The sequence below is a fragment of the Streptomyces sp. NPDC033966 genome, from assembly GCF_055575955.1.
In genome coordinates, this window is sequence record NZ_JBVIRQ010000026.1 from 1 (window position 1) to 20340 (window position 20340).

Here is a 20340-nt window from a genome sequence, read left to right on the forward strand (position 1 = left end):
GACCTGACCGGCATCTACGACCTGACGCTCCTGAACAAGGTCCTCAAGGCCGCCGGCAAGCCCGAGGTCTCCGACGCCGGCCTCGGCGCCAAGTAGGCGGCACCCGCCGGTCGTACAGGGGCCGGCCACCGGGTGGTGGCCGGCCCCTGCGCGTGCGGTGTGGGCGGCGGGACGTCAGGGGGTCAGGGGGTCAGGGGCAGCGAGTGGTGGCGCCGCCATTGCTGAGGTAGGCGCCGTAGATCCAGCCGAGACTGGATCCGCCGCTGTCCCGGACCCAGGTCCACTTGTTGCCGTAGTCGTTCACCACGTAGCAGTCGTAGTAGACCCTCGCGCCCTGGGACACGTATCCGACGGTGGTGCACGCCCCGTACGGGCCCGTGTGCACCGCGGCGCTGCCGGACTGGGACACCGTCCCGGAACCGTCGTCCACGTTCTGGTGCGGCCAGTACACGTTCCCGCAGGTGACGGCGGTCTCGCCGACCGGAGCCGCCTGCGCGGGCATGGCCACCCCTGCTGTCACCGTCGCCCCGAGGGCCGCGGTGACAAGGACGCTACGAAGACGCATGGATCCTCCTGCGATCGATACCGGTTCTCGGACCACGGGCACTTCGCCCGCTCGTCCTCCAGGGTCGGCCGCCGGTACGGGCACGTCGACTCGTTTCGGTCTGGTCCGAAACGAGGACGCGCGGGAAGAATCGCGGCGCCGACCTCAGGAGGGCGGATGCTTCGGCTTCATTTCACTGCGGCCGACCTGGCCAGGGTCCGTACCACCGTGCTGGGGCCGCTCGCGGAGACGGAACTGGCCCTGTGGAACCTCCAGCAGCGCGACCGCCGTGCCGTGTTCGGCAACTGGCGCTCCCGGACCGGCCCCCGCGTTCCGGCCGACGGCCGGGACCTGGCCCGCTTCCTGGCCTCGCCGCCCGGCGGGCTCGTCGATCTGTTCAGCCTGACCGGCCCCGCCGCCGGCATCGACGAAGCAGTGGACCTCCTGCGGGGCGTCCCCCGCCGGCAGCTGGCCGAGGAGTTCACGTTCCACCCCGGCATGGCCCGCCGCCAAGCCCCGTGGCTGGGGCGGGTCCTGGAGGGTGACGGCGACGCCGGAGAGAGGATGGCCCGGGCACTGTCGCAATGCCACGAGGTGGCCGTCGCCCCGTACTGGGACCGGATCCGGCACCACCTGAACGTCGAACGGACACTGCTGGGACAGCTCACCGCCCGCAACGGTGTGGCCGCGCTCTTCGGCCACCTGCACCCGATGCTCTGGTGGAAGGCACCCGTCCTCGAGGTCCCGGGGTACCGGCACTGGCAAGCGAGCGGGGACCTGCACCTCGCGGGCCGGGACCTGGTCCTGGCACCCTCGGTCTTCTGCGGCCCGGTGCCCCAGCTCTTCGCCCGCCCCGAGGGCCGCCAAGTCCTGCTGATCTACCCGGCGTTACGGGACCTCCCGGCCGCGAGCGCCATCTGGTCGGGGTCCGCGGGCGCCCGGCACACCGGCGCCGCGGTGCCGCCGCCCCTGATCGCACTCCTCGGCCGTACGAGAGCCACCGTCCTGACGGCGATCGCCGACCACGGCCTGTGCACGACCACCGAGCTCGCCGCGCACACGAAGGTCTCCCTCGCCAGCGCGAGCGAGCACGCGACGGTTCTGCGCCAGGCCGGCCTCATCGCGGTCACCCGCGACCGCAAACACGCCCGGCACAGCATCAGCCCGGCGGGACTCGCCCTCCTCGACACCGCCGCGGCCACCTGAGTCGCGGACCCCGACACCTTTAGTGCGCAGCGAGCCGCTCCACGAGGTCGATCCCCCGCGCCAGGAGCTCCCGCTCCGCCCCCGTCAGTTCCGCTTCGATCGCCCGCGCGAGCCAGTCGGCCCTGCGGCCCCGCTCCTGCTCCAGCAGCGCGTGTCCCGCGGCGGAGAGCTCGACCAGGCTCTTGCGGCCGTCGGTCGGATGCGCCCGCCGGGTGATGAGCCCCTGTTCCATGAGCAGTCCGACGGCCCGGGCCATGGACTGCGGGCGCACACGCTGGTCCGCCGCCAGTTCGCTGGTCGTCATCGCGCCGTTGCGGTCCAGCGCGCCGAGTACGGACGCCTGGCCGAGCGGCATCTGGTCCTCCAGCTTCACGCGCCGCGTGAGCTTTCCCATCGCGGTGCGCAGTTCGGCCGCGACCACGGCGGATTCCGGAATGGGCATGCCGCACTTTAACGCAGCAGACCTGGACAGCAGAACTGCACAGCACAGCTGTGCAGCACAACTGAACAGTGCAACTGAACAGCAGGACTGCGCAGCATTGCTGTACAGTTTTTCCTGCCGGGCCCCGCGCCACCGTCGCCGCAGCCGAAGCCCGCGCGCATGCGTCAACGGGAAGGACTTCCATGACCGCCATCACCGCCGTCACCGGCCGCCGCGTCCTCGACAGCCGGGGCAACCCCACCGTCGAGGTGGACGTGGAGCTGTCGGACGGTTCCACCGGCCGGGCCGCGGTTCCCTCCGGCGCTTCGACCGGCACCCGCGAGGCCGTCGAACTCCGCGACGGCGATCCCGCCCGATGGCACGGCAAGGGCGTCGACCGTGCGGTCCGCCACGTCAACACCGAGCTCGCCGCCGCCGTCAACGGTCGCGAGGCCGAGGACCAGGCCGGCCTCGACGCCGCCCTCATCGCCGCGGACGGCACCCCCACCAAGTCCAGGCTCGGCGCCAACGCGATCCTCGGGGTCTCCCTGGCCGCCGCCAAGGCCGCGGCCGCCGCGCACCGCCTGCCGCTCTACCGCTACCTCGGCGGCTCCGACGCCCGGCTGCTGCCCGTACCGATGATGAACATCGTCAACGGGGGCGCGCACGCGGACAATCCGCTGGACTTCCAGGAGTTCATGATCGCCCCGATCGGCGCGGAGACCTTCGCGGAGGCCGTGCGGATGGGGTCCGAGATCTTCCACACCCTGCGCCGCGACCTCCTCGCCGCCGGACACTCCACGGGCGTGGGCGACGAGGGCGGGTTCGCACCCTCCCTGCGCACCGCCGAGGAGGCCCTCGACTTCGTGGTGGGCGCCGTCGAGCGCACGGGCTACCGGCCGGGCACGGACATCGGCCTGGTCATGGACCCGGCGTCGTCCGAGTTCTTCCGCGACGGCGTCTACGACTACACCGGGGAGGGCGTCCGGCGCACCCCCGCCGAACACGCCGACTACCTGGTCAAGCTGATCGACGCCTACCCCGTGGTGTCGATCGAGGACCCGATGGCCGAGGACGACCTGGCGGGGTGGCGGGACCTCACCGCCCGGGTCGGTGCGCGCTGCCAGCTCACCGGTGACGACGTGTTCTGCACGAACGAGACCATCCTGCGCGAGGGCATCGAGTCCGGCGTCGCCAACTCGGTCCTGGTGAAGGTCAACCAGATCGGCACCCTGACGGAGGCCCTGGCCACCGTCGGCACCGCCCACCGGGCGGGCTACACCGTGGTCATGTCGCACCGCTCGGGAGAGACCGAGGACACGACCATCGCGGACCTGGCGGTGGCCACGGGCTGCGGCCAGATCAAGACCGGTTCGCTGTCCCGCTCCGACCGCACCGCCAAGTACAACCAGCTCATCCGCATCGAGGAACAGCTGGGCGACAGCGCCCTGTACGCGGGCGCCACGGGAGCCCTGCGCCGCTGAGCCCCCCTCCCGGGGCCGGCCCGGCATCGTTTCGGGGCCCCGGACGCCCTCAGGGTGTCCGGACCAGCATCGAGGCCAGCACCAGGCACAGCAGGGCCACGTACCCCCGGGCGTGGAGGCGGTCCGGCACCCGCGGGGGCCTTCGGCGCAGGAGGACGACGACCGGGAGGGCACCCAGGAGGAGCAGGGCGGCGGCACCGAGGTCGACGGAACCGACGGCCGGCAGCAGCACCCCCGTGCCCGCCCCGTGGGCGGTGGTGAGGAAGGCCGCGCACGCGGGGGCGCTGATGCAGGCGGTGAGGGGGTTGGCCAGCGCCGCGGCGGTGCCCATCGGGAGCCCCGAACGCCGCAGCAGCGGCACGGTCATGACGCTGCCGCCGACGCCGAGGAACGAGGCGACCGCGCCGATGGGCATCCCGAGCCAGGCCGGTACCGGGAACGCCCGGTGGCCGGCGGCCGAACCGGCCGGGGAGGCCGGGGAGGCCGGGGAGGCCGGGGAGGCCGGGGAGGCCGGGGAGGCCGGGGAGGCCGGGGAGGCCGGGGAGGCCGGGGAGGCCGGGCGCAGGAACCCCGGGCGGGCGAGCACGTCGATGACGGTGACCGCCAGATAGGCCACGAACCCCCAGTGGACCAGCCGGGCCGGCGCGAAGCCCGCGGCGAAGGCGCCGCCGAGCCCCCCGACGGCGAGCAGGGCCGGCAGCGGTCCGGTTCCCCTCAGACGGCGCAGCACCGGCCGGGGCGTGGCCGCGGTGGCCGCCACCGCGGCCACGACCATGACCAGCGACGAGGTGGCCACCGCGACGGTCGCCGCGGCCGGACCCGCGGCGGCGTCCGCCCAGACGATGACGGGGACGGTGACGAAGCCCCCTCCGAAACCGAACAGCACGGTGGTCAGCCCGGTCAGGATCCCGACGACGACAAGAACGACAGCACTCATGTGCCCAGTCCAGCCGGGATCGCGCGCGCCGACGATCGACTGCCGGTCCTAGCCTTTCGAGTTTCGGCCATAGGCTCCGTCCATGCGCAACGTCCCCCTCTCGCGGGTCGACCACCTCCCCGCCGAGGTGCTGCCGATCGCGACCGACTACCCGCCGGACACCCTGCTCGCCTGGCACGAGCACCGCCGGGCGCAGTTCCTGTACGCCGCGACCGGAACGATGCTCGTGGAAACCGACGACGGGGCGTGGACGGTCCCGGGCGAACGGGCGGTGCTGATCCCGCCGCGGACCCGCCACCAGGTGCGGATGCTGGACACCCAGACCTCCAGCCTCTACGTCGAGCCGTCCGCCGTCCCGTGGTGGCCCACCGCCTGCCGGGTCGTGGAGGTCCCGGCGCTGCTGCGGGAACTGCTGCTCGCCGCGGCCGAACTGGGCACGGACTACGCCGCGGACCCGCGCGGCAGCGCGGTGGTCGCGCTGATCCTCCTGGAGACGGCGGCGCTCTCCGCCGTCCCCCTGCATGTAGCCCTCCCCCACGAGCAGCCGTTCTCCACGTTGTGCCGCGGCTACCTCGCCCACCCCGACCTGGCGGTCTGCAACACCGACTGGGCCCGCGCCGCGGCCATGAGCGAACGCGTCTTCACCAGGCGGTTCCGGCAGCTGACGGGGACGAGCCCGGCCGCCTGGCGGTCCCGGGCCCGGCTCCTCGCCTCGATCCCCCTCCTGCGCCACAAGACCGTCACCGAGGTCGCGACCCTGCTCGGCTACGCCTCACCGGCGGCCTTCTCCTACGCGTTCACCCGCGCCTTCGACGTACCGCCGTCCTCCCTGCGGCACCGCTGACGGCCGGCCCGGTCAGAGGCCGCGCGCGTCGAGCAGGGGCCGGCCGGTGCCGTACGCGGCGGCCATGGGTGAACTGCCGGTGGTGACGAAGTCCTTGATCCCCTCCAGGTAGGCGCGACGGTCGACCTGTCCGTCGCCGTCGGTGTCGAGGGCGTCGAAGGCCGCGTCGGCGTCGGCCTCCGCGTTCCCCGCCGCCCTGCGCAGACGGGTGAACTCCCCGCGGTCCAAACGCCCGTCGGCGTCGGTGTCGGCGATGTCGAACAGGGAGCCCAGGGCAGGCCGGCAGAACTGTTCGAACGCCTCGCGCCCGACCCAGCCGCGGTACTCCTCGAAGGTCACACGGCCGTCGTGGTCCGCGTCCATGTCGGCGAAGACCGCCTCGTGCGCGGCGCGTGAGGCGATCACGACCGGGTCACCGGCATCGCGGCCCATGGCCGACGCCACGCGCTCCACCCGGGCGAGGTACTCCGCACGGGTGACGACACCATCGCCGTCCAGGTCCAGCATGGCGAAGACGCGGTGCTGCGGTGAGTCGGAAGCGGGGTGGGACATCGTGTTTCCTTCCGGCTGCCGCTCGTGTCGATCAGGAGTGCAGCGCTGTGGGGAGGGGCGTGGACGAGCGGATGAGAGCCTTGAGCAAGATCGCCCGGCAGGGCAAGTCCCACCCCCCGATCGAGTGAACCGGAACGTTCCCCCGCCACTGGCGTCCGGCCTCCGTGCGCGCCCCCGGTGCGCGCCGTCGCACCACCGGGCGCCGGTCGGCGGAACGTCCGCCACCCTGCCCCGGGCGGTCCGGCTTCCATAGCATGGTCCTACCGCTGACAGGGGGAGCCGATGGCCAGTTATCTGCGGTTCGAGGACTCCGACGGGACCACCGTGTTCCTGGAGAGCGAGAAGGAGGACCTGGCGGGGTTCTCCGGCGTCCAGAAGGTCGGACTCAGGGGGCGGCTGGAGGGCGGGGTCGCCGTCGCCCAGGATTCGTTCGAGCGGGCCGTCGGACATGTCCTCGCGGTGCACGCCCGGGTGTTCGTCAACGCCGTCCGCGGACTCGAGGTGCCGCCCGACCAGGCGGAGATCACCTTCGGGCTCAAAGCCAGCGGGGAGGCGGGGAACTTCGTCATCACCAAGGTCGCCGGCGAGATGAACTACGGCGTCAGGCTGGTCTGGAACTCCGTCGCCGCGCGGAGCGACGGGCACACCGCCGGCCCCGGCCCGGACCCCGCAGCCGATCCCGCAGCCGATCCCGTCCCGGAGCAGGAACCCGGATCCGAACCACCGGCCCCGCAGCCCTAGTACGGCGAGCCGGCGGAGGGAGGGGATCAGCATGGCCGGCCGACTCCGGGCGGGCATCGTACGCGTGGTCGGCGACGACGGCTCCACCCACGGCACCGGCTTCATCGCGGCCGCCGGGCTCGTCGTCACCTGCGCCCACGTGGTCGCGGCCGCCGGGTCCGGTCCCGGCCTGGAGGTCGCACTCGTCCGGCACGCCGACGGGGCGCGGTGGCGCGGGACCGTCGTCGAGGAGTGGTGGGGCGACCCGACGGGCGAGGACGTGGCCGTGCTCCGCGTCCCCGAAGCCCCCTCCGACGCGGCCCTGTTGCTCGGCGACCTCGCCACGGACACCGACCGGCAGCTGCTGACCTTCGGCTTCCCCGCGGCGAAGCCCGTCGAGGGCCTTCCGGGCCGGTGCCGCGTCGTGCCGGGCTCCACCACGGAGAACGGACACCCGGTCCACGTGCTGGAGAGCGACCAGGTGACCTTCGGCTTCAGCGGCGCCCCCGTCTGGGACGAGGAACGCGGCGTCGCCGTGGGCATGGTCACCAGCATCATCGGGGTCCGCGAGGTCGCCGCGGGACCGGGCGACATGCGACGCTTCCCGGTCTCCGCCGACCCCGGCCTCCGGCTGACCCGTACGGCGTTCATGGGACCGGTCACCACGATCCGCGCCCGGTGCCCCGGACTGGGCCTGCCCCCGGACGTCCCGTACCTCGGGCTGGACGCCTTCGAGGACCCCCGCTTCTACTTCGGCCGCGACGACGCCGTACGCCGCCTGATCCGGACGCTGGCCGGGGAGCGCAGGGCCGTCCTCGTGGGCAACTCGGGCTCGGGCAAGTCCTCCCTGCTCCACGCCGGCCTGGACAAGGCACTCACCGGCACCTCGGGCGACCTCGGCCGCCGGCTGCGCTGCGACATGGTGGCGGGCGGCGACCCCCTGCCCGCGCTCGTCCGCTCCCTCGCCGCCGGCCGCCCCGCCTCCGAACCCCGCGCCGGGCGGGGCGGCCGGACGCCCGGCGCCGTGACGGACCAGGGGCGGGCCGCCCTCGTACGCCTGGCCGCCGCGCTCGGCCCGGGCGCCCCGCCGCACCCCGGCCCGCCGGAGGGGCCCCGTCCACTGCCGCACGAGGCCGTCCCGGAGCGGCTGGGCGCTATGCCGCCCGACGCGGCCGCCGCCGCGCTCGCCCGGGCCGTACCCGCCGGACTGCTGATCCTCGTCGACCAGTTCGAGCGCCTGTACGCCGCCACCGACGAGCGGACCGCGGACCACTTCACCGACGTCCTCCTCGCGCTGCGCGACCACGGCGCCGCCGTCGTCATCGCCCTGCGGGCCGACTTCTACGGCCGCGCCCTGCGCCACCGGGGCCTCGCCGACGCCCTCACCCGCGGCCAGGTCACCGTCCTGCCCATGACGGAGGAGGAGCTCCGCGAGGCCATCGTCGAACCCGCCCGCCTCCAGCTGCGGCGGGTGCAGCCGGAGCTGGCGGAGCGCCTGATCGCCGACGTACGGGGCAGGCCCGGCGCGCTGCCCTTGCTGGAGCTGACGCTCAAACAGCTCTGGAAACGCGACGCCGGCACCGGCGTGCTCACCCTCGACGGGTATCTCGCCCTGGGCGCCGGGGAAGCCGCCGGCCCGGGGCACGAGGACGGCTCGGCGGAGGTGAACCCCGCGCACGGGGTCGCCGGGGCCGTGTACCGGGCCGCCGAGGAGACCTGGCGCGACAAGCTCACCGACGAGGAACGGGACGCGGCCCCGGCCGTCTTCGTCCGCCTCGTCGCCGCCGAGCAGATCGGCGGCGACGCCTCCGCCACCGGGACGGCCCTCACCGCCCGGCGCGCCTGGCTCGGTGAATGGGACCCCGTCGCACGCTCCGTGATCGCGACCTTCGTACGCGAGCGACTCCTCGTCCTGCGCGGCGACCCGGTCAGCGGCCTGCCCGCCGTGGAGATCGCCCACGAGGCGCTCATCGAAGCCTGGCCCCGGCTCACCGACTGGGTCCGCTACCACCGCGCCTTCTCCGCCTGGTACGCGGCCGACTTCGCGCCGGCGTTCCAGCTCTGGACCGGCCACGACCGCCGCGAGGAGTTCCTGCTGCCCAAGTCGACCACGGAGGCCGCCCGCGCCTGGTGCGCGCAGCGCCCGGCGCTCATGGCCGGCCCCGCCCTGGAATACGTACGGGCCAGCGCCGAACGGCTCGACCGGGCGCAGGAGGAGGCCTGGCACGCCCGGCGCAACGCCGACGAGTCCCGCAGCATCCTGTGGGCCACCCGCGCCGCCCAGCACGACGAGCCCACCACCGCCCTGGCGCTCGCGCTCGCCGCCGGACGGCTGGAACACCCGTCGAGCACGGCCCTGCGCACGCTGGCCGAGGTCGCGTACCGGCCCGGGCTCCGCGACGAGCTGCGCCACGGCCACACCGCCCCCGTCTGGGCCGTCGCCCGGCGCGCCGGGCTCCTCCTCTCCGCCGGAGGGGACCGCGACGTGCTCGTCTGGGACGCGGCCGCGCTGCGCGTCGTACGGACACTGCGCGGACACAGCGGCCCGGTACGCGGACTCGCGCTGTCCGCCGACGCGGGCGTGGCGGTGTCCTGCTCCGACGACCGCACCGTCATCCGCTGGGACGTGACGACCGGCCGGATCCTCGGCCGGTACGAGGGCCACCAGGACGCCGTGCTCGCGGTCGCCCTGACCCCGGACGGCCGGCTGGCCGTCTCCGCCTCCGCCGACGGCACGGCCGTCGTCCGGGACACCGGGACGGGCCGGGTCCTGCACCGGCTCACCGGGCACCGCGACGTGGTGGCCGGAGTGGCGGTCGGCGGGCAGGGGGAGGTGACCGCCACCTGTTCCGCGGACGGCACCGTCCGCATCTGGGACACGGCCACCGGACGACCGCGCCGCACCCTGACCGGCCACCGGGGCCCGGTCCGGGCGGTGGCGGTCGACCGGGCGGGCCGCCGCGCGGCCTCCGCCTCCGCCGACCGGGGCGTACTCGTCTGGGACCTGCGCACCGGCCGTCCCGAAGGACCGGCCCGGCCGGCGCCGGGGCACACCGCGAGCGTCTGGAGCGTGGCCTTCAGCCCCGACGGACGCCGGGTGGTGTCCGGTGGGGCGGACCGTACCGTGGCCGTCTGGGACGCGGAAGGGCAGCGCCTCGTCCACCGGTTCGCGGTGGGGCGAGCGGTCAACGGGGTGGCGTTCGACGACACCGGGGAGACGGTCCTGTGCGCCGGGGACGACCACAGCGTCTCCGCCTGGCGGACCGGCTCCGGCCGGGCCCTGTTCGAACTGGGCGGCCACGGCGCCCCGGCGGCCGCCGTCGCGCTGAGCGGCGACGCGGGCCGCGCCCTCGTCGGCTGTACGGACGGCGCCCTGTTCCTGTGGGACGCCGCCGACGGGACGCCCAGGCGCCTCACGGACCCCGGCGGGCGGCGCGGGCCCGTCGCCGACGTGATGCTGAGCCGCGACGCCCGTACGGCGCTGGCCCTGTCCGCCGCCGGCGTGCTCAGCCGGCACACCACCGGCCCGGGCGCACCGGATCCGGGCGGCCGCGTACACCCCGCCGCGGTCGTCGCGGCGGCCCTGAGCGGCGACGGGGCCACCGCCCTGGTGGCCACCGCCGAGGGCGAGGTCTGCGTCGGCCGCCCCGGTGGATCCGACGCACCGGAATGGCGCCGGATCCACCGGGGCGGCGCCACCTGCCTGGCGGCCGACGCCACCGCCGCGACCCTGCTCGCGGGCGACGCGGACGGGCAGCTGCACCTCTGGACCGGCCCGGGCCGCCGGCACCGCCGCCTGGGCTCGCACCCGGCCCGCGTCCGGGCCCTCGCGGTCAGCGGCGACGGGCGGACCGCGCTCTCCGCCGACGACGAGGGCACGGTGATCCTGTGGGACCTCCCGTCGGGCGAACAGGACCGGCCGCTGGCGGGCGCCGGACTCGCCGTGCGCGCCGTGGCCCTCGACGACGACGGGAGCCGTGCACTGCTGAGGACCGACGACGGCGCCACCCTCACCTGGGACCTCCCCACCGGAGCGGTCCACCGGCTCGGCGGGCCGGGCAGGCCCGCCACCGCCGCCGCGCTGAGCGCCGACGGCCGCCGCGCCTGGACGGCCCGCGGCAACGCAGAGCCCGGCGTGTGGGACACGGGCACGGGCGACGTGCTGTGCGTCCTGCCCACGGCGGGCGGTACCCGCGCGCTGGCCGCGACCAGGGACGGGCGGTTCGCCCTGGCGGGCGGCGAAGGCGGGGCCATGACCCTCTGGGACCTCGACGGCCGGACCGCGGCCGGACGGTGGCGCGGCTACGAGGACGCCAACGGCCTGGCGGTCAGCGCCGACGGCGGCCGGGCGGTCTGCGCCACCGATGTCCTCCCGCTGACCGTGTGGGAACTGCGCACCGGCGAGGCCCGGCTGCTCAGCGGCCACACCGAGGCCGTCCGCTGTGTCGCCCTCACCCCCGACGGCACGGTCGCGGTCTCCGGCTCGGCCGATCACCGGGTGATCCTGTGGGACGTGGCCGAGGGGGAGTTCGTACGCAGCCTGGAGGCGCACAACCACACCGTCGCCGCCGTCGCGGTGAGCGACGACGGACGGCTGGCGGTGTCGGGTTCGCAGGACGCCAGCAGCATCGTCTGGGACACCCGGACGGGTGCGGTCGTACGGCGCTTCGGGCACGAGTCGGCGGTGCTCGGCATCGCGCTCGGCCCCGACGGCCGGGTGGCGGCCGTGGGCACCGCCGACGGCACGGTATCCCTCTGCCGCCCGGACGACGGCGGCCGCAGCGTCCTCGTCGGGCACACGGCGGCGGTCCGCGCGGTCGCCTTCTCACCGGACGGCCGGTTCGCCGTCTCCGGCGACGACCACGGGGTCGTGCTCGTCTGGGACGTGACCACCGGACAGGTCGTACGCGAGTTCGACGACGGGGCCGGGGCGGTGACCGCCCTCGCCTGCTGCGCCGACGCCTCCGGCATGGCCGTCGTGTCGGCCTGCGCCGGGCGGGGGATCCGGCTGCGGCGCCTGCACAGCCCGGCGGAGCTCGTGGCGTGGGCGTACGGGAACCGGCGGATCCACCGGTTCACCTGCGCCGAGCGGTCGGCGCTGCTGATCGAGCCCGGCTGCGACGCGCTCGGCAATCCACCGCCCGAGCCCGGCCCCCCGGCCGTCGTACCGCTGACCCGTTCCGCCCTCGGTCCGGCCGTCCCCGCGCGGCTCCCCGCCCGCGCCGGCGGCCCGCCCCATCTGCCGCCCGGAGTACGCACCTTCGACGCGGTGCAGGCCGGGCGCTCCCGGGAGTGGCGGATCGCGGGCGGGAGCGGCCGCGTCACGATCGACGTCATCGCCGGCGGCATCGACCTGGACCCCACGGCCACCCTCTACGGCCCGGGCGGCGAGGTCCTGGCGGCCGGCCGGTTCCCGGAGGGGCGCCGGTGCCGCGTCGGTCCCGTCCACCTCGCCCTCTCGGAGGAGTGCACGTTGCTGGTCGAAGGCCGCCGCGACGGCCCGGCGGGCGGCTACACCCTGCTCCTCACCCCGCATCCACCGGAGGCCTGACCGACCGATGCCCGCGAACCCGAACCCGGCCCCGGACCGGGACCCGGACCCGGAACTCGACCTGGAACTCGACCTGATCGAGGAAGCCCCCCGGGCCGTGTGGTCCAGCGGTGCCGGCCGCCTCCCCTTCGGCGGATCCCGCAACGACCCGCGCGGATTCGCCATCCACCCCGTCCCCCGCCTCATGATGGAGGACGGCTCGCGCCGCGAGCGCGTACTGGAGACCCACCCCCGGTGGACGGACGACGGCTGGATCCGCGGCGAGTTCCACCTGCCCGCGGTCGCCGCCGGCACACGGCTCGACGCCGAGTACGGCTTCTTCAGCCCCGTGGGTCCCCCGCAGACCAACGGGGTACTCATCAGGGTCGGCTGCGACGGCGTCCTGCTCACCGAGGTCGCCAAGCGCTACACCGGCCGCCTGGACGCCTTGGCCGTCGACCTCTCCCGCTTCGCCGGCCCCGCCGCCCGGACGCTGTACGTGGAGGTGGACGCCGACGGCGACTCCACCCAGGACTGGCTGGTCTGGACCCGCCTCGCCGTCGTCCCCGGACGCCGCGGGTCCGTCAGGCCCCGCGGTCCGGTGGCGCGCTGACGGCGGTACGCGGGCGCGGGAACAGGGAAGTGTCCGCACCCCGGTCCGGGAAGCAGAACCGCGCCTACCACCTCCACGGGCACAAGCGATGGCTCCCCCGAACCGCCGCCCGGAGCGGGCCCTCCTGCCCCAGGAGGGCCCGCTCGTCCGTACGCGGAGACGGAACTCCGCTTGCTCCGTGTGGGCCACGGCGGGCCGTCCCATGGCTATCGGAGGCCCCGACGGGGCACCTGTGGGGCCGTGACAGAACGAAGGAACCACCGGTACGCGGTCGCCGTAACCCACCAGGACGGCCGCCGGCAGTGCACCCGACTGGACCGCACCGCGCTCACGGGCCTGGCCGAGGCGGTCGCCGCGGTACGCGGCGCGGGGACCTCGGACACGTCGTTCGGGTTCTTCAACGCGGACGAGTCGTTCTTCCTGATCCTGCGCGTCACGCCGGACGGGACGGCCCTGCTGCTGTCGGACGCGCGGGCAGCGCGCCGGCACACGCTCGCCGCGCAGGCACTGGACGTCTTGGGCTCCGCCCCTGCCGACGAGGAGGCGCCGGGCGCGCTCCCGGTCGGGGACCTGGGCATCGTCTCCGACCTGGGGCTCACCGCCGACGGGATGACCGCCGTGCTGGCCGGCCCGGACAGCCTGCCCGACGACCAGCTGCGGGTGATCGCGGAGCGGTGCGGGTTCGCCGCCGAGTTCGACCGCGTGAAGACATGAGCGGTATCTCCCGGCGGGCCGCAGCAGCCGGCGCCGATCCGCGCGACGGCAACCGGCGCCAGGGCCGGGCCGGATCCTTTTCGTCCCCTTGACGATATGACGGCACCCCCCTTATCGTCGCCTTGACGAAATAAGGGGGTCCCTCATGGCCGACATCACCCGGCGCCTCGGCTGGCGCCATTTGCGCTCCGCGCCCACCGCCCACATCCGCCACCACAAGCGCGGCCGGCTGGTCCACGACGGCCGGGGGCTCAGCTTCTGGTACCGGTCACTGTCGGCGGCGCTCTCCGAAGTGCCGGTCGACGACCGGGAGCTGGCCATGGCCTTCCACGCCCGCACGGCCGACTTCCAGGACGTCACGGTGCAGGCCACCGTCACCTACCGGATCAGCGACCCGGCCGCAGCCGCGGACCGGCTCGACTTCTCCGTCGACCCGGACACCGGGAGCTGGCGCGGCGCGCCCCTGGAGCAGATCGCCACCCTCCTCACCGAGACCGCGCAGCAGCACACGCTGGACGTACTGGCCCGGACCCCGCTGGCCGCCGCCCTGGTGGACGGCGTCGCGTCCGTGCGGCAGCGGGTCGCCGACGGTCTCGCCGCCGAGCCCCGGCTCCCGGCCACCGGCATCGACGTGGTGGCCGTACGGGTCGTGGCGATACGCCCCGAGGCCGAGGTGGAGCGCGCCCTGCGCACCCCGGCCCGCGAGCAGATCCAGCAGGAGGCGGACCGGGCCACGTACGAACGGCGGGCCGTCGCCGTCGAGCGCGAGCGGACCATCGCCGAGAACGAGCTGGCCAGTCAGATCGAACTGGCCCGGCGCGAGGAACAGCTGGTCGACCAGCGCGGCACCAACGCCCGCCGCGAGGCGGAGGAGAAGGCGGCGGCGGACGCCGTACGGACCGAGGCCGAGGCGGCCCGCAAGGTCCGACTGGCCCGCGCGGACGCCGAGGCGGCCCGCGAGACGGGCGCGGCGCGCGCCGAGGCCCAGGCCGCCTGGCTGCGGGTGCACGGCGAGGCCGGCCCCGGCACGCTGCACGCCCTGGCGGCGACCCGGCTGGCGGAGAACCTGCCGCGGATCGAGAGCATCACCCTCTCCCCCGACGTCCTCACCGGACTCCTCGCCCGGCTGGGACGTCCGGACGGCGGAGCGGGCCAGTGAGCCTGGCCCCGCGGGCGGTGCTCGTGCACCGCACGACCGAGTACGAGGAACTGCTCGCGCGGCACGGGACGCACGGACAGGCCGCGTTCTTCCTCTCCAGCCGGGGCCGCTCGATCGACGAGGTGGCCCGCCGCCACGACCGCGCGCAGCAGGCGCTGCGGGAAGTGGCGGCGGCGGTGCCGCTCACCTGGCGCACCACCCGGGTGGAGCGGGCGGACCTGGACCGCTTCCTGTTCGGCCCGGAGGACGTGGTGGTCGTGGTCGGGCAGGACGGCCTGGTCGCCAACACCGCGAAGTACCTCCTCGGGCAGCCGGTGGTGGGGATCGACACCGACCCGGGGCGCAACCCGGGGATCCTGGTCCGGCACCGCAGCGCCGACGCGGCCGCCCTGCTGGGCGCCGCGATCGCCGCCGGGGACCGGACCGAGGAGCTGACCATGGTCGAGGCCGTCGCCGACGACACCCAGCGCCTCCTCGCCCTGAACGAGATCTACCTGGGCCCGCCCGGCCACCAGACCGCCCGCTACCGCCTGGGCCCCGACGGCGAGGAGGGCCCGGGCGAGGCACAGGCGTCGTCCGGGGTGCTGGTGGGCACCGGTACGGGTGCGACAGGCTGGCTGCGCTCCCTGTGGCTGGAGCGCGGCAGCACGGCGGAGCTGCCCGCACCGTGCGACCGGCGGCTCCTGTGGTTCGTACGCGAGGCCTGGCCGTCGCCGGCGACCGGAACGACGAGGGTCACCGGCGAGCTGGGGCGGGGCCAGGGGCTGCGGCTGACCGTGGAGTCGGACCGGATCGTGGTGTTCGGCGACGGGATGGAGGCCGACGCCCTGGAACTGACGTGGGGCCAGAGCGTACGCCTGGGCATCGCGGCGACCTCCCTGCGCCTGGTGACCTGAGCCCCGCCTCCGCCGGCGCCCGTGGGCCTCGGCGGCCGGAGACAGGACGGGATACGGCATACGGCATACGGCACCCACTGCGTCGGCGGAGGGCCGCAGGACCGGCGTCACTGCTCCTGCGGCGGCTTGCCGTCCGCCGCCGACACCTCGACGAACTCGACCTGGCCCTTGCCGGTCAGGCGCAGGATCGGGACGGCCTTGTTGCGCGGATTGCCGTTGTTCTGGAAGGAGATGAAGCCGCTGGCCCCGGCCACCTGCTGGGTGCCGTCCATCTGGTGGAACATCCGGGCCACCGCGTCACCGGCGACCTGCCCCTGCCACCGGGCGGCCATCTGGATGCCGTGGGCCGCGGTGAGGACCGCGTCGTGGCCCATCAGCGCCCCGCCGTCCGCACGGGGGTCGTGCGGGAACCACTGGTCCAGCAGCCCGCCGGGCTGGAAGTTCTTCGCCGACGGCGCGGACACCGCCTGGGGCGCGGAGCGGTACATGTCGGGGTGGGAGAGGCCCGTGTAGAGCACCTCGATGCCCGTCTCGGCCGCGTGGGCGAGCTGCTCGGCGCTCAGGTTGGTCGTGTCGTCCCCGGCGAACACGGTGAACTGCTGGTCGGTGCAGCTGCGGTTGGAAAGCGCGTCGAGGAAGTGGGTGAGGTGCCTGCCGCGGCCCGCGAAGTAGACGAGCTGCGGACGCTGCTGGCACAGCTGCCCCGGGATGTAGCGCAGTTCGTTCTGCCAGGCACTGCTGACGGAGGAGTCGTAGGTCATCCGCTCGGAGACGAGCCTGTGCTTGTCGCCTTCCTGGAAGGCCTTGGTGAATGCGGTGCCCAGGGTCGAGGCGTAGAGGTTTCCCTCCGCCACGTCCTGGAGGACGACGGCGGTGGCGACGCCGCGCCGTTTGAGGTAGCCGGCGGCCGCGTACGCCTCGTCCTCGTTGGTGGGGGCGATCCGTACGAAGCCGTTGATGCCCTGGATGTTCGTGGCGGTCATGGTGGCACCGACCATGGCGATGCCGTTCTCGGAGAGGCGCTGGATGGCCTCGAGGTTCTCCTGGGTACTGGGACCCAGGCCGGCCACCGCGACGAGCCGGTCGGGGGTGTCCTTGCGGGCGATCAGCTCGTCGACGGTGTGCTTCCACCGCGCGGACCTGCTGCCCGGGTTGGCGATCAGCAAGCGGATCTTGGGGGTGGCGGCGAGGTCGCCCTGGTTGTGCCGGTACTGGGCGAGGTAGGCGCCCTGCAGTTCGTGGCGGACTCCCTCGGCCGAGTTGCTGTCCTCGGCCGAGGTGGTGAAGGAGGTGAAGTACGCGACGCTGACGTACGGTTCCTTGTCCGCGTCGGCGAGGACCCTGCGGTTCTCCTCCTCGATCTTCTTGCTGACGGCGTCGAGGTGCGGTGCGAAGACGTAGGAGCCGTCGGTCACTCCGACGCACTCGTCGTCCGGTCCCTGTTCGACGACTCCGTCCCCGCATCTCGCCTGGCGTTCCTGCAGCCAGCCGGCCCCCAGCCAGAACGCGGCGACCAGCAGGACGGCGGCCACTGCCGCGAGGGCGACGCGGCGGACGACGTGCAGGGGCCATTCGAGTCTGGGCACGCGCTCAGCCCTCCCAGCCCGTGGTCTGGGGATCGCGCCAGTGACGGTACCGTTCCGCCTCGTTGAACAGGGCCACGATGTCGTTCCTCCGCAGTTGGGACAGCTGGGTATAGCTGTCGGCCATCAGGTCGCCCAGCCGCATGGCGGGGTCGGCGAGCGGATCGCTCCACACCCAGCGGGTGGTCACCAGGGTGTGGATCACGGACTCGATGTCCATGACGCGCCCGGGCCTGCGCTGGACGAGCCCGGCGAGGAGTTCCAGCGGTCCGCTGTCGGCGGGCAGGCGGTTCGGCGCGGCGGTGATCGTGTCGAGCTCGGAGATCCACTGCGCGGCCGGTACGGCGGTGAAACGCCGTGCGAGGTGGGCGGTGACCTCCTCGGTCCGCCCGCGGGCGAGCTGGTGGTACATCTCCTGCACCGGTTTGCCCTCGCCGCGGTAGTACTCGGCGAGGAGTTCGTGCACGGCTTCCCATCTGTCCGGACGTGCCGCAAGCCGCCACAGCAGCAGACGGCGCAGCCAGGGGTGGAGTACGGGGACGACGGCGACGGGCCCGTTCAGCAGCCAGCGGGAACGGATGTCGCCGAACAGGGAGTCGTCCGGGCTGAGCAGCCGGGTGGCGACGGAGAAGTCCCGTGCTGCCGCGCATTCGGCGAGCGTGGCGCGCTGGGTCCCGTCGAAGTCGCGCAAGAGGTGCCCGAGGGCGGTGTCGGCGAGGGAGGCGGAGTCCTCCCCGGCGCGCAGCGGCCGGTCCGGCAGGGTGCGCAGCCAGCGGTCCTGCCGGGGGCCCGATTCCCGAGGGGGCCCGGCCTGGCGGAGTACGTCGAGTACCTGGTGGACGGCGCGCGGCAGTCCGCCGGTGAGGCGGTGCACGAAGGGGGTGAGCCGGGTCAGCGGGGCCAGATCGCTGTTCCCGCCGAGCTGGAGTTCTATCCGGATCCGCACCTCGTCCAGGTTGAGGTCGCGCAGGCGTAACGGATACCACCAGGAGTCCTCGCTGTCGCGGGTCGGCCGATGGGCGTTCCAGTCGGCCAGGGAGGCCCGGTCGGGGCCCCGCAGCTGCCAGGGCCAGGACTCGCCGGTGGCCGGGCCCCAGCGGGGCAGCCAGCGGTTGGAACTGGCGACGACGGTCAGCGGGTCACTCGCGTGGCCGGCGACGACCGTCTCGTCGTGCCGGGCACGCAGCAGCAGGTCGAGGAAGCGGCGGCCGTACTCGGTGTGGGAGTTGTCGAGGAGCAGCAGGTAGGAGCGGGGCATGAAGTTGCGGGCGGTGTTGCGTCTGAGGTCCTCCAGGAAGGCCGAGAAGAGGACGAGGTCGAGCCGCTCCTGCTCGTTCTCGTCGCCCTCGTGGCGCCAGAGGTTGAGCTCCACGAGGGCCTCCATGGGGTCCGCGCTGCGGGTCATGGGGTGGCGTCCGTACCACGTGGCCCCGGCGGTGAGCCGGCTGCCCGGCCGGCCGCCGAACAGTCCGGGCATGGTGCGGCGGCCCCGCCGCAGGGCGTCCTGGAAGAGGGCGTGCGCGGCGGTGGAGGCGCCTTCGGGCATGCCGACCGCGCCCATGGCCACTTCGAAGAAGGCGGCCAGGTAGTCGCCGTGGCGGGCCTCGTTCTCCTCCTGGAACCGGTCGAGCTGCCGCCGCACCGCGCGCCGGCCGTCGGGAAGGCTGCGCATGCGCAGCTCCTGGTCGGAGGCGAGGAGGCCGAGGCTGAGCAGCGGGAAGTGGGAACGGCCGTAGCGGGGCAGTTTGCGTTCGAGCTGGCGGGCCAGGAGTCCGAGGGCGTAGCGCGGCAGCAGGGACTGGGCCCCGTCGAAGTTGACGAAGGCGAAGGGGTAGTCGGGCCCGAAGTGCTCCATGAGGGCGCTGTGCGCCTCGCTGGCTCCGCTGCCCGCGGGGCCGAGGAGTACGGTCAGGGGCCGCTCGGCCGCCGGGTTCTCCTTCAGGCATGCGTCGACCAGCGACAGGATGCCGCTGCGGCCCCGCAGTCCCATGCCCGTACCCGGCTCCATCACGCGTGATCCCCCCCAGGACGACGTTTCCGAGAAGTAGAGACTGCCATCCGGAGGCGGAGTCAGACAGGGGTTTCGGACACTGGAATCGATCCGCTCCGCGGCGCCCGCCCCGTGCGGGGCCGCGGGATCCGCGACGAGACCGTGGCCGGGTTCCGTCGCCTCCCCCATGCCCGCAGACGCTCATGCGGTTCACAGGGCTGCGGCTCCGGCTCCGGCTCCGCAGGGGTGTCGGACTCCGAGCGGCTCCTCTCCGGCGGCTCCCGCACCTGGTGGGCACCGGCCTGCGGCTCGCCCACCTGGCCGACCCGCGGGCCCTGCGCGTGGTCCTGGCCTCCGAGACCGGCCGTGGCATCGCCCACCGCCAGGCGGTGGCCATGTCCGCCATGGCCGCGAGCCACGGCGCCTCCGCCGAGGTCAAGACGCTGGCCGGGGACATCAAGAAGGCGCAGGACCCGGATCGAGACCATGTCCGGCTGGCTGAGGTCCTGGGGTGAGAAAGTCCCCGAAGGAATGACCATGAACAACGGCATGGACCACGGCACGGACGGCACGCCCATGGCCGGGATGACGGACGATCAGCGGATGGACAACCTCGACGGGACGTCCGGCAAGGCCTTCGACACCATGTTCCTGACCATGATGACCGAGCACCACAAGTGCGCGATCAGCATGGCTGAGACGGAGAAGAAGGAGGGGGCCTACGAGCCGGCCAAGCAGCTCGCCGACCAGATCATCACCATCCAGAAAGCCGAGATCACCCGGATGGAGCAGATGCTCGGCAAGGGCTGAGCCGCTCTCGGAACAGCACCGGGACCTGCCTGATCGCGGTGCCGGGGCCGTCCAGCACAGGCACCCCGGTTCAATGCCGGTCGAAGTCGCGGTCTTCTACGTGAAGAGCTGGAAGAACGGAGGGAAGGTTCCCAGGATCCCCAGTGCGATGAGCGCAAGACCGAGGACGAGGGCACGCACGGTTTCGTACTGCCGGTTGTGCAGGACGCGGTGCACGCGGTCGATGGAGAGCTACTGGCTCGCTACGGAAATGAACCAGGGGTGACGCTATCCCCGAGCGGCGGCACTGCCGTGCGGACGCGCCGCGACTAACGTGGGAGGGAGACCCCGCTCCTTC

The 20340-nt window shown here is 74.1% G+C and carries 15 protein-coding genes and 1 pseudogene; 10 read left to right on the forward strand and 6 right to left on the reverse strand.

Annotated elements, in window-relative coordinates; genetic code table 11:
• Positions 1 to 190 precede the first annotated feature (190 nt).
• A complete protein-coding gene (locus ACZ518_RS37550) occupies positions 191 to 565 on the reverse strand; it encodes an SH3 domain-containing protein (protein WP_469117513.1) in 375 nt (124 codons plus the stop codon).
• 156 nt (positions 566 to 721) lie between these two features.
• Between ACZ518_RS37550 and ACZ518_RS37555 the strand changes: the two genes are divergently transcribed.
• Positions 722 to 1750 carry an ArsR/SmtB family transcription factor gene (locus ACZ518_RS37555; RefSeq protein WP_469117514.1) on the forward strand — a complete coding sequence of 343 codons (1029 nt, stop codon included), beginning with the start codon at positions 722 to 724 and terminating at the stop codon, positions 1748 to 1750.
• 19 nt (positions 1751 to 1769) lie between these two features.
• On the opposite strand, the gene ACZ518_RS37560 is transcribed toward ACZ518_RS37555, so the two are convergent.
• Positions 1770 to 2192 carry a MarR family winged helix-turn-helix transcriptional regulator gene (locus tag ACZ518_RS37560; protein WP_469117515.1) on the reverse strand — a complete coding sequence of 141 codons (423 nt, stop codon included), beginning with the start codon at positions 2190 to 2192 and terminating at the stop codon, positions 1770 to 1772.
• A 182-nt stretch (positions 2193 to 2374) separates the two neighbouring features.
• Here ACZ518_RS37560 and eno point away from each other — a divergent pair, with 182 nt between their 5' ends.
• Positions 2375 to 3655: a phosphopyruvate hydratase gene (gene eno, locus ACZ518_RS37565; protein ID WP_469117516.1), complete on the forward strand. Its 1281-nt coding sequence runs from the start codon at positions 2375 to 2377 to the stop codon at positions 3653 to 3655.
• 49 nt (positions 3656 to 3704) lie between these two features.
• Here eno and ACZ518_RS37570 read toward each other — a convergent pair whose 3' ends face one another.
• Complete coding sequence (locus tag ACZ518_RS37570) at positions 3705 to 4592, reverse strand: TSUP family transporter (protein ID WP_469117517.1); 888 nt, start codon at positions 4590 to 4592, stop codon at positions 3705 to 3707.
• Between the two features lie 82 nt (positions 4593 to 4674).
• Between ACZ518_RS37570 and ACZ518_RS37575 the strand changes: the two genes are divergently transcribed.
• Positions 4675 to 5436 (forward strand): AraC family transcriptional regulator, encoded by a 762-nt coding sequence (locus ACZ518_RS37575; protein ID WP_469117518.1) that lies wholly within the window; start codon positions 4675 to 4677, stop codon positions 5434 to 5436.
• A 12-nt stretch (positions 5437 to 5448) separates the two neighbouring features.
• Here the strand turns inward: ACZ518_RS37575 and ACZ518_RS37580 are convergent, their stop codons facing one another.
• Positions 5449 to 5988, reverse strand: a complete 540-nt coding sequence (locus tag ACZ518_RS37580) for an EF-hand domain-containing protein (RefSeq protein WP_469117519.1) — start codon at positions 5986 to 5988, stop codon at positions 5449 to 5451.
• A gap of 282 nt (positions 5989 to 6270) precedes the next feature.
• On the opposite strand from ACZ518_RS37580, the gene ACZ518_RS37585 reads away from it, so the two are divergent.
• The 6 genes from ACZ518_RS37585 (at position 6271) to ACZ518_RS37610 (ending at position 15620) form a co-directional block, all read left to right on the forward strand.
• Complete coding sequence (locus tag ACZ518_RS37585) at positions 6271 to 6729, forward strand: CU044_2847 family protein (protein ID WP_469117520.1); 459 nt, start codon at positions 6271 to 6273, stop codon at positions 6727 to 6729.
• A 31-nt stretch (positions 6730 to 6760) separates the two neighbouring features.
• Positions 6761 to 12259, forward strand: coding sequence for an nSTAND1 domain-containing NTPase (locus tag ACZ518_RS37590; RefSeq protein ID WP_469117521.1), 5499 nt, complete (start codon positions 6761 to 6763; stop codon positions 12257 to 12259).
• Positions 12260 to 12266: 7 nt separating this feature from the next.
• The gene (locus tag ACZ518_RS37595; RefSeq protein WP_469117522.1) at positions 12267 to 12851 is read left to right on the forward strand and encodes a hypothetical protein; all 585 of its coding nucleotides are present in this window, start codon (positions 12267 to 12269) and stop codon (positions 12849 to 12851) included.
• Positions 12852 to 13091: 240 nt separating this feature from the next.
• Positions 13092 to 13565, forward strand: a complete 474-nt coding sequence (locus tag ACZ518_RS37600) for a tRNA adenosine deaminase-associated protein (RefSeq protein ID WP_469117523.1) — start codon at positions 13092 to 13094, stop codon at positions 13563 to 13565.
• A 145-nt stretch (positions 13566 to 13710) separates the two neighbouring features.
• Entirely contained in the window at positions 13711 to 14724 is a 1014-nt protein-coding gene (locus ACZ518_RS37605; protein WP_469117524.1) for an SPFH domain-containing protein, read from the forward strand.
• Positions 14721 to 15620 carry a hypothetical protein gene (locus ACZ518_RS37610; protein WP_469117525.1) on the forward strand — a complete coding sequence of 300 codons (900 nt, stop codon included), beginning with the start codon at positions 14721 to 14723 and terminating at the stop codon, positions 15618 to 15620. The genes ACZ518_RS37605 and ACZ518_RS37610 overlap by 4 nt, the downstream gene beginning before the upstream one ends.
• Before the next feature lie 107 nt (positions 15621 to 15727).
• Here the strand turns inward: ACZ518_RS37610 and ACZ518_RS37615 are convergent, their stop codons facing one another.
• Positions 15728 to 17206, reverse strand: coding sequence for an ABC transporter substrate-binding protein (locus ACZ518_RS37615; protein WP_469117526.1), 1479 nt, complete (start codon positions 17204 to 17206; stop codon positions 15728 to 15730).
• A 4-nt stretch (positions 17207 to 17210) separates the two neighbouring features.
• On the reverse strand, positions 17211 to 19211 hold the full coding sequence (locus tag ACZ518_RS37620) for a hypothetical protein (RefSeq protein ID WP_469117527.1): 2001 nt from the start codon (positions 19209 to 19211) through the stop codon (positions 17211 to 17213).
• 386 nt (positions 19212 to 19597) lie between these two features.
• On the opposite strand from ACZ518_RS37620, the pseudogene ACZ518_RS37625 reads away from it, so the two are divergent.
• Positions 19598 to 20003, forward strand: a pseudogene (locus ACZ518_RS37625) (DUF305 domain-containing protein).
• Positions 20004 to 20340 lie beyond the last annotated feature (337 nt).

Excerpts from the sequence above, each read along its gene's own strand:
- ACZ518_RS37590 (WP_469117521.1), top strand. The coding sequence starts at position 6,761 with ATGGCCGGCCGACTCCGGGCGGGCATCGTACGCGTGGTCGGCGACGAC.
- ACZ518_RS37595 (WP_469117522.1), top strand. The coding sequence starts at position 12,267 with ATGCCCGCGAACCCGAACCCGGCCCCGGACCGGGACCCGGACCCGGAA.
- ACZ518_RS37555 (WP_469117514.1), top strand. The coding sequence starts at position 722 with ATGCTTCGGCTTCATTTCACTGCGGCCGACCTGGCCAGGGTCCGTACC.
- ACZ518_RS37575 (WP_469117518.1), top strand. The coding sequence starts at position 4,675 with ATGCGCAACGTCCCCCTCTCGCGGGTCGACCACCTCCCCGCCGAGGTG.
- ACZ518_RS37620 (WP_469117527.1), bottom strand. The coding sequence starts at position 19,211 with ATGGAGCCGGGTACGGGCATGGGACTGCGGGGCCGCAGCGGCATCCTG.
- ACZ518_RS37570 (WP_469117517.1), bottom strand. The coding sequence starts at position 4,592 with ATGAGTGCTGTCGTTCTTGTCGTCGTCGGGATCCTGACCGGGCTGACC.
- ACZ518_RS37550 (WP_469117513.1), bottom strand. The coding sequence starts at position 565 with ATGCGTCTTCGTAGCGTCCTTGTCACCGCGGCCCTCGGGGCGACGGTG.
- ACZ518_RS37560 (WP_469117515.1), bottom strand. The coding sequence starts at position 2,192 with ATGCCCATTCCGGAATCCGCCGTGGTCGCGGCCGAACTGCGCACCGCG.
- ACZ518_RS37585 (WP_469117520.1), top strand. The coding sequence starts at position 6,271 with ATGGCCAGTTATCTGCGGTTCGAGGACTCCGACGGGACCACCGTGTTC.
- ACZ518_RS37580 (WP_469117519.1), bottom strand. The coding sequence starts at position 5,988 with ATGTCCCACCCCGCTTCCGACTCACCGCAGCACCGCGTCTTCGCCATG.
- eno (WP_469117516.1), top strand. The coding sequence starts at position 2,375 with ATGACCGCCATCACCGCCGTCACCGGCCGCCGCGTCCTCGACAGCCGG.
- ACZ518_RS37605 (WP_469117524.1), top strand. The coding sequence starts at position 13,711 with ATGGCCGACATCACCCGGCGCCTCGGCTGGCGCCATTTGCGCTCCGCG.